The 12,090-nt window shown below is 64.3% G+C and carries 14 protein-coding genes; 8 read left to right on the top strand and 6 right to left on the bottom strand.

What is annotated here, in order from left to right:
- From NKH38_RS14920 to NKH38_RS14910, 3 genes are read left to right on the top strand one after another with little or no spacing between them, the layout of a single operon-like run.
- Nucleotides 1-921 (top strand): isoaspartyl peptidase/L-asparaginase, encoded by a 921-nt coding sequence (locus NKH38_RS14920; protein ID WP_023695229.1) that lies wholly within the window; start codon nucleotides 1-3, stop codon nucleotides 919-921.
- A gap of 17 nt (nucleotides 922-938) precedes the next feature.
- Nucleotides 939-1,730 carry a transporter substrate-binding domain-containing protein gene (locus NKH38_RS14915; protein ID WP_352762621.1) on the top strand — a complete coding sequence of 264 codons (792 nt, stop codon included), beginning with the start codon at nucleotides 939-941 and terminating at the stop codon, nucleotides 1,728-1,730.
- Nucleotides 1,724-2,746, top strand: coding sequence for a LacI family DNA-binding transcriptional regulator (locus NKH38_RS14910; RefSeq protein WP_352762622.1), 1,023 nt, complete (start codon nucleotides 1,724-1,726; stop codon nucleotides 2,744-2,746). The genes NKH38_RS14915 and NKH38_RS14910 overlap by 7 nt, the downstream gene beginning before the upstream one ends.
- An 81-nt stretch (nucleotides 2,747-2,827) precedes the next feature.
- Here NKH38_RS14910 and NKH38_RS14905 read toward each other — a convergent pair whose 3' ends face one another.
- Genes NKH38_RS14905 through NKH38_RS14880 form a run of 6 tightly spaced genes read right to left on the bottom strand, consistent with a single transcriptional unit; the run spans nucleotide 2,828 to nucleotide 7,167 of the window.
- Complete coding sequence (locus NKH38_RS14905; RefSeq protein ID WP_352762624.1) at nucleotides 2,828-4,087, bottom strand: ABC transporter substrate-binding protein; 1,260 nt, start codon at nucleotides 4,085-4,087, stop codon at nucleotides 2,828-2,830.
- A gap of 36 nt (nucleotides 4,088-4,123) precedes the next feature.
- The gene (locus tag NKH38_RS14900; protein WP_352762626.1) at nucleotides 4,124-4,552 is read right to left on the bottom strand and encodes a hypothetical protein; all 429 of its coding nucleotides are present in this window, start codon (nucleotides 4,550-4,552) and stop codon (nucleotides 4,124-4,126) included.
- On the bottom strand, nucleotides 4,549-5,604 hold the full coding sequence (locus tag NKH38_RS14895; RefSeq protein ID WP_023834906.1) for an aldo/keto reductase: 1,056 nt from the start codon (nucleotides 5,602-5,604) through the stop codon (nucleotides 4,549-4,551). The genes NKH38_RS14900 and NKH38_RS14895 overlap by 4 nt, the downstream gene beginning before the upstream one ends.
- Complete coding sequence (locus tag NKH38_RS14890) at nucleotides 5,601-5,954, bottom strand: TIGR04076 family protein (RefSeq protein WP_023667858.1); 354 nt, start codon at nucleotides 5,952-5,954, stop codon at nucleotides 5,601-5,603. Before NKH38_RS14890 ends, NKH38_RS14895 begins: the two co-directional genes overlap by 4 nt.
- Nucleotides 5,955-6,443 (bottom strand): DUF3830 family protein, encoded by a 489-nt coding sequence (locus NKH38_RS14885; RefSeq protein ID WP_023667857.1) that lies wholly within the window; start codon nucleotides 6,441-6,443, stop codon nucleotides 5,955-5,957.
- Between the two features lies 1 nt (nucleotide 6,444).
- Nucleotides 6,445-7,167 (bottom strand): GntR family transcriptional regulator, encoded by a 723-nt coding sequence (locus NKH38_RS14880; RefSeq protein WP_023682687.1) that lies wholly within the window; start codon nucleotides 7,165-7,167, stop codon nucleotides 6,445-6,447.
- A gap of 124 nt (nucleotides 7,168-7,291) precedes the next feature.
- Between NKH38_RS14880 and NKH38_RS14875 the strand changes: the two genes are divergently transcribed.
- The 5 genes from NKH38_RS14875 to NKH38_RS14855 are packed head-to-tail and all read left to right on the top strand — an operon-like array spanning nucleotide 7,292 to nucleotide 12,015.
- On the top strand, nucleotides 7,292-8,092 hold the full coding sequence (locus NKH38_RS14875; RefSeq protein WP_023682688.1) for an ABC transporter ATP-binding protein: 801 nt from the start codon (nucleotides 7,292-7,294) through the stop codon (nucleotides 8,090-8,092).
- Nucleotides 8,089-8,838, top strand: coding sequence for a branched-chain amino acid ABC transporter ATP-binding protein (locus NKH38_RS14870; RefSeq protein ID WP_352652790.1), 750 nt, complete (start codon nucleotides 8,089-8,091; stop codon nucleotides 8,836-8,838). Before NKH38_RS14875 ends, NKH38_RS14870 begins: the two co-directional genes overlap by 4 nt.
- Nucleotides 8,835-9,743 (top strand): branched-chain amino acid ABC transporter permease, encoded by a 909-nt coding sequence (locus tag NKH38_RS14865; protein ID WP_352652791.1) that lies wholly within the window; start codon nucleotides 8,835-8,837, stop codon nucleotides 9,741-9,743. Before NKH38_RS14870 ends, NKH38_RS14865 begins: the two co-directional genes overlap by 4 nt.
- The gene (locus NKH38_RS14860; RefSeq protein WP_023830392.1) at nucleotides 9,740-10,723 is read left to right on the top strand and encodes a branched-chain amino acid ABC transporter permease; all 984 of its coding nucleotides are present in this window, start codon (nucleotides 9,740-9,742) and stop codon (nucleotides 10,721-10,723) included. Before NKH38_RS14865 ends, NKH38_RS14860 begins: the two co-directional genes overlap by 4 nt.
- Nucleotides 10,720-12,015, top strand: coding sequence for an NAD(P)/FAD-dependent oxidoreductase (locus NKH38_RS14855; protein WP_352762631.1), 1,296 nt, complete (start codon nucleotides 10,720-10,722; stop codon nucleotides 12,013-12,015). Before NKH38_RS14860 ends, NKH38_RS14855 begins: the two co-directional genes overlap by 4 nt.
- The last annotated feature ends 75 nt before the right edge of the window (nucleotides 12,016-12,090 follow it).

Raw genomic sequence — 12,090 nt, 5'->3', positions numbered from 1 at the left:
ATGCTGCTGTTAGCCAACAACGAAGCATGGCCGGGATTCGAGACCTCGGTGCAAATGCTGCGCGATGGCGCCGTCAGCCTGGACGCGATGGTTGCCGGCATCGGCATGGTGGAGAAAGAGGTCAAGGTTCGCAGCGTCGGCTATGGCGGCTGGCCGAACATGCTGGGCGAGATGGAGTTCGACGCCGGCGTCATGGATGGCAATACAAGAGAGGTCGGTTCAGTCGGCGCTGTGCCAAGGACCTTGGCGGTCGCTGCCCTGGCGCAGCAGGTGATGAAGCGCCTGCCGCATGTGATGCTGACCGGCGAAGGGGCGCGGCGCTTTGCCAGCGAAATCGGTTTTGCCGAAGACGAAGCCTTGTTCGAGGACTCCAGGCGCGTCTGGTGGGAGCGGCTGCAACAGGAACTCACACCGCAACAGCTGGCGAAATTCCCCAATATCGATCTGGCGCCGCTCAGCCGTACTATAACCGATCCCGAGCGCGTCCGCGACACCACCGTCTTCCTGTCGGCGGATGCGCGGCGCGGCATCCATGCCGCGACTTCGACCTCGGGCTGGGCGTGGAAATATCCGGGCCGGCTCGGCGATTCTCCCATTCCCGGCGCAGGCTTTTACGCCGACAGCCGCTATGGCGCGGCGGCGTGCACCCATACCGGCGAGATGACGATGCGCTGCGCCACCGCACGGACCGTCGTGCTGGCCATGAAGCTTGGCCGATCCTTGTCGGATGCGGTCGCGCTGGCGGTCGAGGAACTGGCTGAACTCGACACCGGCTTCCTGGCCGCAGTGGTCATCCACGCCGTCGACGCCGAGCAGAACCACGAGGTGGTGAATTTCAGATGCGAGGGCGAGGTCCGCTACTGGCTCTGGAAGGATTCCATGTCCGCACCCGAATTGCGGGCGGCAAGACGCGTCACTTGAAAATAAGGAGAGGAACCATGAAAACCGTACTGCGTGCCTTCGCCGCGCTGGCCATCGTGGCCGGTTCGGCTTTTCCGGCCCTTGCCGGCATGATTGACGACATCCGCTCACGCGGCACCATTCGCATCGGCGTATCGCTCGGCGGCGAGCCGATCGGCTTTCGCGATGCACAAAACAACCCTGTCGGCTACGATGTCGATGTCGCGACGCTGCTGGCGCAAAAGCTCGGGGTGTCGGTCGAGTTCGTCGACGTCTCGGGCGATGCCCGTATTTCCATGCTGGTGTCGGGACAGATCGATGTCGCGGTCGCAAACACCTCGGCAACGCTCGAGCGGGCCAAGACCGTCAACTTCACCATCCCCTACAACCGGGCCGGGCTGCGCGTCATCGTCCAGAAGGATGCCGGGATAACCGACCTCAAGGGGCTCGCCGGCAAGAAGGTTGTCGTCGGCCGCGGCACCACGGGCGAAACCTTCCTCAAGGCAGCCGTGCCGGACGCAGAGCTCGTTTATGTCGACCAGTTCGCGCCCGACGGGGTTCTGCAGCTGCAACAGAAGCGCGTCGATGCGGCGATCGAGGATTCCTCGCTGCTCGATTACCTCGCAACCAAGACACCGAGCCTGGTGACGCTGCCTGGCCTCTATTCCAACGATCCGATCGGCATCGCGGTCGCCAAGGGCGATCCCGAATTCGTCCGCTGGCTCGACATGTTCGTGTCCGACTTCATCCAGTCGGGCACCTATGAGACGACCTACAAGAAGTGGTGGGGGCCGGACTCCAACCCGCCGGCGCTCAACCCGCTGTGGTGACACCCACTACCGGTAACCCATCGGCGCACACTCGAGGCGCCGTCGCAACGATCGCCGATGTCGCGCGGCTGGCAGGCGTGTCGCGTGCCGCGGCCAGCCGTGCGCTGTCGAGCGGACCGCGACCGGTCTCGGCGGACAAACGCGAACGTGTCGTGCAGGCCGCCGCGCAGCTCGGCTACAAACCCAATCTCCTGGCGCAAAGCCTGACCACCAAGACCGTCAATCTGGTTGCCGTCGTGGTCAACCACATTCACGACCTTTCAGATCTCGACCTGTTCGACCGGCTGCTCGACGCAATCCAGTCGATCGGCAAGCAGGTCATTCTCATCCGCATCGGCTCGGCGGAAGGGGTCGAGGATTTTCTGCGCAACGGCGTTGCCTATCATGTCGATGCCGCCGTGGTGTTCTCCGACTTTGCCGATGCAGCGACGGTGCGGCGCATGTTTCGCTCGGACCTGGTCATCATGCTGAACGGACTGCATGACGATCTGTCACCCACCGTCATTCCCGATGAAGGCGTCGGCATCGCCGAGGCCGTGGCGGATGCGGCGGCCAAGCGCGCGCGCACGGCCAGCCTGCTGACCGGCCGTTCGTCCTCGCGGGTCGAACAGCTGCGCATCGGCCACTACCTCGGAGCGTTCCGGCATCATGGAATTGAACTGCTGCAGACGATCCAGGGAGACTATTCCTACGAGTCGGGTCATGCGGCGGCAGTCGGCCTGACGGAACGCGGCTGTCCAGATGCGGTCTTTTGTACGTCCGACGCGATGGCCATGGGTGTTCTGGATGTCTGCCGGGCGGATTTCCCCGACAACCGGCCCAGCCGCTTCCGCCTCTATGGCTTCGACAATGTGTCCCTGACCAATTTCGACGCCTACCCGATATCGTCAATCGGCTACGACAAATCAGACTTTGTGGGTCATATCGTCGGCGCCCTCTCCAATCCGCAGGTCTTCATGCCCGGCCAGCCGCCTGTCGTTATATTGACCCGGCTGATTTCGCGCTTGACCGCGTAACTAGCGCCGATGTTGGACTGCTTGTCCGGCGTCGATCTCCCAGAGATCGAACGGAGATCGCGCCGGACAATGTACCAGCGCCTATTGCAATTTCGCCTGCAGCGCGTTGACGTCGTCGGTTGTCATTTCACCGTCGGTCGTCACCTTGCCGTCGACGATCTTCCACAGCCGGAACGGACCGGTGATGTCGCCATATTTGTCGAAGCTGACCGGACCGATGACGCCTTCATAGCGGATCGGCTTGCCGTCCTTGATCAGGCCGAGCGCCTTGGCGAACTCGTCCTTGCCGGCATAGATCGGTGTGCCGGCAGGATCGACCGCCTTGTACATGGCATCCTTGATCTTGGCTGGATCCTCGGAGCCGGCAATGGCAATGGCGAGGCCGACAATGGCGCCGGCATCATAGGAACGGTCGGCTGCCGGGTTCGACGGCTCGATACCCGAAAACTCCTTGTAGTTTTTCAGGAAGTAGTCGGTGGAGGCCGTCGGGCTGGTGCCGGAAGAGGTGCCATAGGCATCCTTGAGATAGTCGGCGCCGACGGATTCGATGAAGTCCGGGCTGTTCATGCCGTCATTGAGCAGGAATTTCTGCACGCCGCCCTGCGATATCCAGGTGCGGGCGACCGTTGCGCCGTCGACCGGCGTGCTGACGAGGTAGAGTCCGTCCGGCTCGCCTCCCATCGCCGCCGTCACTTCCGAAGCATAGCTCGACTGCTTTTCATTATAGGGCGTGTCGGAGACGATGGTGCCGCCGAGCGCTTTGTAGGCACGCGAGAATTCGGCCACCATGTTGACGCCGAAGTCGTTGTTGACATGGATGATCGACAGTTTCTTGAAGCCCTTGTCGATGGCGTATTTGGCGGCGGCCACGCCTTGCAGCGCATCCGACGTGATGGTGCGGAAGAAGATGCCGTTGGTCTTGCCGTCGCGGCCAAGGGCGGTCAGCGTCGGCGAGGATGAAGCCGGCGACACCTGCACGATCTTGGCCGGCCCGGTGACCGAGGTCAGGATCGGGATTGACACCGAGGAGATGATGCCGCCGATGATCACCGGCACCTTCTTGACATGTACAAGCTGGGTCGCGGCATCGACCGCGATATTGCCCTGGCTCTGGCTGTCGCGCGTGTCGGTTACGAGATCGCAGCCGCGAACACCGCCGGCTTCATTGATGTCGCGGAAGGCCATTTCGACGGACTTCGCGCCGGCCTGGCCGTATTCGCCGGCCGGACCGGTGAGCTCCATGACCAGGCCGACGGTGATCTTGCAGTCCGCTGCGTGTGCGGCGCCGGCCATCGTCACGAGAGCCAGTGCTGTGGTGATTTGAAGTATCGTCTTCTTCATTGCCGTTCCCCTTTTCTTGTTTGAACTTTTGCCTGTTCAGCCTTCCGGCGCCTGCAGCCAGGTCTCATGCAGATGCCGCCATTCGACGCCGTTTGGTGCCGATGAACTGGTGGTGAAGACCGCACTGGACTGCCGGCGGCTATGCTTGCCGGCGCGCAGTTGCGCCTCGACGTAGAAGACGACGATCGTGTCCGCGTCCTGCCAACCCGGCCTGATGTCCTCGATCGATATGGCAAAACCGTTGTCGCAAGTGGCGCGGCTTGTCCGGACATGATCTACGACCGCGTCGCGATCGAGGATCTGGCCATTCGGCGCCACCATGGTGAGGCCTTCGCCCATGACAGCCTCGAAGCGGCCGAACTCCACAGCGTCGGCTCGCGCGGCGACAAACCAGTCGACGAAGAAGCGATGCAGGTCGATGATTTCAGCGCTGGCACGCGAAAAAAGGGAAGGCTCTCCGCTCATTTCTTCCCCGCATTGAGGTTGTAATGCATGATCGAGCCGTGGCGGCCATGACGGTCGCGCTCCAGCGCGTAGACATCGCCCGCGAGGCCGGTGCCTTGTGCGATGGCGGCAGCAATCCGCGCGCGATCGTCGGCGTCGAGCGCGACGTCCATGATTTTCGTATTGGCCAGCGCATGTGCCTGGTTGCGCGCACCCACAATGACGGCCGCGACCTGCGGCTGCTCGAGCACCCATGCCGAGGCGATGGTGGCGATGTCGACGCCGTGGCGATCGCCGACCGCTTTCAGCGCCTTGAGCAGGGACTGGAACAGCTCCCAGCCGCCGAAGTCGTCGATGATCAGCTTGTATTTGACCAGCGAGCGGTTTTCGAGCGGCGTGGAGGGCTCGGCCACGCCAAGCCATTTGTCGCTGAGGAAGCCGCCCGCCACCGAGCCGTAGCAGAGGAAGCGGACACCGTTCTTAGCGGCAAGGCCCGCAAGGCTGTTTGCCGGCCGCTGGTCGAGCACTGAATATTGCAGTTGCTGGCTGACCAGCGGGATGCCCGCGGAGAGGATTTCGGCTAGCCTCGGCGTATCGAAATTGGTGGTGCCGAGATTGCGCACCTTGCCTTCCAGCCGAAGCTCGTCGAGCCAACCCATCGCCTCGACGTAACGAGGCTGGTCATAATCCCACCAGTGAAACTGCACGAGGTCGATCCGCTCGGTCTTGAGCCTGCGAAGCGACTGATCGACGATGCCCCTGATGTAGTCGCGGCTGATGCCTGCCAGTCGTTCGAGGTCCGGCACCAGCTTGGTGTGCACCTTCATCCTGGCCGCAACATCGAGACCGCGCTCGCCGGCCAGCCGCAGGCGCGCGGCGCCGATCAGTTCCTCGACGCCGGTGTAGATGTCGGCGCAGTCATAGGTCCAGATGCCGGCATCGAAAGTGGCGATGAGGTCGGTCACCGCCTGGCTGCGGTCGACGGCGCCATGCCCGCCGGCAAGCTGCCAGCCACCGCGGATGACTCGCGAGATCGCATAGCCGGGGCTGAGTTCGACGGTCCTGGCGGTCATCCCTTGTCGGTCTCCTTCGGCAGCGGCACGGCCGTGGTTTCGGCATGGCTGAACCGCCGCTTGGCAAGCCTGACGATGCGGAGCCGGCTGGCGCAATTGGGATCGGGACAGGCGATCTCGGCATCCGAGGTCATCCAGTCATTTGCATGCGTCGGGCGCTGCTTTGCCGCCAGGAGCGGCAACACGGCCGAGATCGAATAGATCGAAAAACCCTGCCCTGCCGGCAGCGAGAGCATTTCGCCCTTCAGTTCGAAATAGTCGCCGGCCCTGGCGCCGCAATAGACCGGCTTGCCTTCGGGAATGACCGCTTCGACGCGCAGATCGAAGAGCTCGAAACTGTCGTCGGCCATTCAGGCCTCCACCAGGCTGAAGGTGATGTCACAGGCGCCGTTGCGGCGGATAACGCCGCAGGCGGCGGCAAACTGATCGCGCTCTCCGGCAAGCACTTGCGCGACCACGCTGCCGGCCAGCCAGCCGATCGGGAACAGCAGCCGCGCCCCCTGCCCGTAGTACAGGCCGATATCGAAGATGGCATTGGGATTGCCGCCCCACACGCGTGGCGGCACATAGGACAGCACGATATCGCCGGGCTGCGGCGTCAGCGTTGCATTCTCCGGTGGCAAAGACTGGGCATAGGCCTGGCCGTGGAGATCGGCTGACGGAACCGGGCACGAGATTTCCGGTCCTGTCCACATCGCATGGATGCCTGGGATGATGCGTGGCTGCGCCAGATAAGCCAGCAGGAAGGCGGCATTCTCCGGCGCCTTTTCGGGCAATAGCAGCGCCGTCACGGAAAGCTTCGAGCGTGGTTCTGTGATGCCGATGGCGGGCTTGGGCATGTCAGTCCTTCGCCGATTGAAGTTTGTCGCGCAGGAAGGCGAAGGGGCGGCTGATGTCGGCTACCAGCGCCTCGCGCGCCGCTAGCGCATCCTGTTTGGCAAGTGCCGCGACAATGCCGCGGTGATAGTGCGCGGTATCGACCTCCCCGGCCTCGGAGAAGGCATATATGGCGACGCGGATGCAGGGTCCCGATTGAAGCCAGAGGCTTTCGATCATCGGGATCAGCACAGCCGAGCCGCAGCAGCGGTAGATCTCAAAATGGAAGCTCTGGTTGAGCGTCGCTTCGCGGTCGATATCCTTCTTGTGCTTCAGGGCCCGCATCTCGTCCCACTCGCCCAGCATGGCTTCGATCGAAGCGATCTGGCGCGGGCTCATACGCGTGGCGGCAAGCGCGATCGCTTCGCCTTCGATGAGTGAGCGGGCGCGCAGGAGGTCGTCGATGCGCTCCAGCGTGATCGGCGGCACGCGCACCGAGCGGTTGGGCAGCGCCTCCAGCGCCTTTTCCGTGATCAGCCGTCCAAGCGCTTCGCGTACCGGCATGGTCGAGGTGACCAGCGCATCGGCGAGACCGCGGATAGTCAGCACCTGGTTTGGCTCGAAAAGGCCACCGATCAGAGCACGGCGCAACTCGGAATAGACGCGATCCTGCACCGTCTCGCGGCCGACCGGCGTAAGCTGGGCTGCGATCGTCCCGTTGTTCTTGTCGATGGCAGCCTTCTGCATTACCGGCATTTGCCCCGTTTTCGGCTTGCGAATGAAATTAAAGCCGAATAGCGTGATCAACGCAAGTGTGATCACAAATCAAAAATCAGGAGGCGACAACGATCGTCTTCGGCCAGAGGGTTTGATGAGCGATGCAGCGGAGCGCCAACGGCAGGAGACCCGTGCGCCAGTTCTGACGGCACGAAACGTCGTCAGGCGTTTTGGCGGCCTTGTCGCCGTCAACGATGTCTCGTTTGATGTCAAAGCGGGCGAAATCCTCGGCCTGATCGGGCCGAATGGCGCCGGCAAGACGACGATGTTCGATCTGTTGGCGGGCAGCATATTGCCAACCAGCGGCGATATCCTGCTCAATGGCACGCGCGTCTCCGGCGAAGCCGCTCATCTGCGTATCGGCCGTGGTCTTGGCCGCACCTTCCAGATCCCGCGCCCCCTGCCCAATCTGACGCTGATCGAAAACATCATGCTGGCGGCGCAGGGCCAAGCCGGCGAAAAATTGCTCGCCAACTTCGTCACGCCGTGGCGAGTGGCGGCACAGGAAAGAGCAGCCAGGGCAAAGGCACTCGAGCTGCTGGAGCTCGTCTCGCTCGCTCGGCTGGCGCACGAACCGGCGCGCGTGCTTTCCGGGGGCCAACGCAAGCTGCTCGAACTCGCCCGCGTCATGATGGCCGATCCGGCGATCATCCTGCTCGACGAGCCGGCGGCCGGCGTCAACGCAACGCTGCTCGAGATCATCATCGACCGCATCCGCGACATCAACGCGCGCGGCATCACCTTTCTGCTGATCGAGCACAATATCGACATGGTGACGCGGCTCTGCCACCGCGTGCTGGTCATGGCGAGCGGTCAGTTGCTCAGCGAAGGCACTGCGGAAGAGGTCGCCCGCGACCCGCGCGTCATCGAGGCCTATCTCGGAGGTGCGGCATGAGCGAAACTGTCCTCAACGTCCGCAATCTCGAGGCCGGCTATGAGCCCGGCGTGCCGATTGTGCGCGGCGCCTCGATCACCGTCGGCAAGGGGGAGATCGTCGTCGTGCTCGGCCCCAACGGCGCCGGCAAGTCGAGCTTCATCAAGGCGATCGCCGGCCTTGTCCCGATCACCGGCGGCGCGGTGTTCCTGGACGGCAAGGACATAACCGCCGCGCCGGCCCACACCATGGTCCGGCTCGGCCTCGCCTTCGTACCGCAGACGGAGAACATCTTTCCGCTGATGTCGGTCGAGGACAATCTGAAAGTCGCCTGCGGCATCCTCGAGCGACGCGAAATCCCTGCCCGCATCGAGGAAATGTATGCGGCCTTCCCCGACCTCGTCCGCCAGCGCCGCACCGCCGCCGGCAATCTGTCGGGCGGACAACGGCAGATGCTTGCCGTCGCACGCGCCCTAATCGTCCATCCCAAGGTGCTGGTGCTCGACGAGCCGTCGGCCGGCCTGTCGCCGAAATTCGTATCGACGGTGTTCGAGATGCTGGCCGGCATCCGCAAGTCCGGCGTCACCATCCTGCTGGTCGAACAGAACGCCAAGGCAGCGCTTGCCATCGGCGACCGCGCCTATGTGCTGGTCGACGGCAAGGACCGGCACGAGGGCGTTGCTTCCGAACTGTGGAACGATCCTGTCGTCGCCGAACTCTATCTCGGCCAACGCCCGTCCCCCGTCGGCAAGGGAGGCGCGGCATGAGCCAGCAATTTGTCGTCGATGGGCTGCTGACCGGCTCGATGATCGGCCTTGGCGCCATCGGCGTGACGCTGACCTACTCGATCCTGCGCTTCTCGAACTTCGCCCATGGCGACTTCATGGCCTGGGGCACCTATGCGACGCTCGCCGTCGTCAGCGCCATCGGCGCGATGTTCGGCAAGGTGGCCCCCATTGGACCGCTGTCTTTCGGCTGGCCGCTGCTGGTTGCGCTGGTTGTCGGCATGACTTTCACCGCCCTGCTGGCGCTGTTGCTCGACAAGGTGCTGTTTTCGCGGCTGCGCTCGCAGGGGCAAGCCATCATCGTGGTGATGGCGAGCTTCGGCGCCTCGATGGCGCTGCGCAGCCTGCTCGAATTCACCTTCAGCTCACGCCCGACCTATTTCAGCCGGGCGATCCAGATCGCCATGCCGGTCGGCTTCGGCATCCGCATCACGCCCGATCAGATCGCGCTGCTGCTGCTGACCGCAGTGCTGGTGCTCGGCGTGCATCTGTTGATGACACGCACGCAGACCGGCCGCTCCATGCAGGCGCTGAGCCAAAATGCGGCCCTGGCCCTCATCGTCGGCATCGATGTTGCCTCCGTGGTGCGCGTCACCTGGATCATCGGCGGGGCGCTGGCCTGCGTGGCCGGCGTGATGATCGGCATTCTGGTGCAGATCCGCCCGTTCATGGGCTTCGACATGCTGCTACCGATGTTCGCAGCCGCCATCCTGGGCGGCATCGGCAGCATACCGGGCGCCGTGCTCGGCGGCCTGATCATTGGCCTTGCCGAAGCCGGTGCGGTGCAGCTGATCGGCGCCGAATGGCGCGCCGCAATCTCCTTCATCATCCTGATGGCGGTGCTGTTCGTGCGGCCGATCGGCCTGTTTGGTGTGAGGGAACGCTGATGGACCTGCTCGGCTACGGCGCCTTCTTCCTGACCACCGCACTGATCTTTTCGCTGGTCACACTGGGGCTCAATCTGCAGTGGGGGCTGACTGGCCTTTTCAATGTCGGCCTTGCCGGATTCGTCGCCATCGGCGCCTATACATCGGCGCTGCTCACGACCCCGGACGATGCCGCGCGCTTCGGCGGCTTCGGTCTGCCGATCCTGGCCGGCTGGGCGGGCGCCATGATCGTCGGCGGTATCGCCGCAGCAATTACCGGCATGGCCACGCTGCGTCTGCGATCAGACTACCTGGCGATCACCACCTTCGGCGTCGCCGTCGTCGTGCAGCTGGTCGCGCTCAACGCGCAAAAACTCACGGGCGGCCCGTTCGGCATCGGTTTCATCCCGCGCCCGTTCGGCGGCCTTGCCGAAACGCCGCTGTTGTTCAACCTGTCGAACCTCGCCGTCGTTTCGGCTGTGACGCTGATCGCCTATCTCGCTCTGGAGCACCTGTCGCGCAGCCCCTGGGGCCGCGTGCTCAAGGCGCTGCGCGAGGACGAGCGAGCGGCGATTTCGCTGGGCAAGAGCGCGCGCTTCTACCGCGTCCAGGCCTTTGCCGTCGGCGGCGCCATCATGGCGCTGGCCGGCGCTTTGCAGGCGCATTTCACCGGCTTCATCGCGCCCGATAACTATCTGCCGATCCTGACCTTCCAGGTCTGGGTGATGCTGATCGTCGGCGGCTCGGGCAGCAATGCCGGCGCCATTGCCGGCAGCATCCTGGTCTGGGCGATATGGGCGGGGTCGGGCACGCTGACCAGCGTGCTGTTTGCGCCCGAGCAGCAAGCACGCGCGGCCTCGCTGCAGATCGTCGCCATCGGCGTCATGCTGTGCGTCATCCTGCTGATCCGGCCGAACGGATTGTTCGGCGATCGGCCGCGCCGGCCGAAGCCCGGCAAACAGAAAAAGGCAGCGGCCAGCGAGAACGAGGCCGGACCATGAATGCCATGATCCGGCAAGACGTGCATGGCGTTTCACTCTGGCATGCCGTCAGCCGCAACCGCTGCGACCGGGGCACGCTGCAAGGCGGGCTCGACGTCGATCTCGCAATCGTTGGCGGCGGCTTTTCCGGCCTGTCGACGGCATTGCATGCCGCCGAGAAGGGGCTTTCGGTCGCGGTCCTCGAAGCCGAATTCATTGCCTGGGGTGCGACCGGCCGGAATGCCGGCTTCGTCGTTCCGAACTTCGCCAAGCGGGATCCAGACGACATCATCGCCGAACTCGGACCCGAGCGCGGCGGGTGCCTGGTTGACTTCGCCGCCGGCAGCGCCGACCTGGTCTTCGGGCTGATCAAGCGGCATGGCATAGAATGCGACGCTGTGCAGAATGGTTGGATCCAGCCGGCGCATTCGTCCGCCGCGCTGGAAAAGACGCGATCGCGCGCCGAGCAATGGGCGGCGCGGGGCAGGCCGACCGTAACGCTCGATGCCAAGGCGGTCACGACGCTCACCGGTATCGGCGGCTACGCCGGCGGTTGGATGGATAACTCGGGCGGCGTCCTCAATCCGGTCGAGTATGCGCGCGGCCTGGCCGATGCCGCCGAAAAAGCCGGCGCGCGGATCTTCGAGCAGACGCGCGTCGCTTCCATCGACCGCGCTGCGGATGGCTGGACCTTGACGACCGCATCCGGCGCCGTGCGTGCGGGCAAGGTGGTGATCGCCACCAACGCCTATGGCGGGGCACTGAACCGGACACTGGCGCGGACCTATATCCCGCTGAAAGTCTTCCAGATCGCCACTGCGCCGCTGTCGCGGGCCATACGCGCGCGCCTGCTGCCCGGCGGCCAGGGCGTCGGCGACACCAGGCGAAACCTGTTCACGTGCCGCTTCGATGGCCAGAACCGGCTGATCAGCGGCGGCATGCATGTCGTCGGAGCCGGCGCTGAGACGCGCATGCCGCAAACGATCTGGCGACGGCTCGCCAGGCATCTCGATTTGCCTGACCTGCCGCCGCTTGCCTACAGCTGGACAGGCGTGGCGGCGGTGGTGCCGGATTTCCTGCCGCGCCTCATCGACCTCCGCCCGGGCCTGATCGCCGGCTTCGCCTGCAACGGCCGCGGCATCGCCATGACCACGGTAATGGGCAGAGTGCTGGCGGACTGGGCGAGCGGAACGGACGCCCGATATCTGCCGCTCCCCTTCGCACCGCCAGCGCCGATCCCGCTGCACAACCTCGTGCGCTATGCACCGAATATGCTGCTCCCCTGGAGCATCCTGCGCGACCGGCTGGATTAGACAGCCAAGCCAGGTGATCCTCCTGCCGGCGCGCTCACAGCGACCCGAAAAGGACCGCCACACTGGCCCAAGAGG

It is taken from the genome of Mesorhizobium sp. M1078, assembly GCF_040318615.1.
Classification (GTDB): domain Bacteria; phylum Pseudomonadota; class Alphaproteobacteria; order Rhizobiales; family Rhizobiaceae; genus Mesorhizobium.
This window is presented reverse-complemented; position numbering and strand designations above follow the sequence as displayed.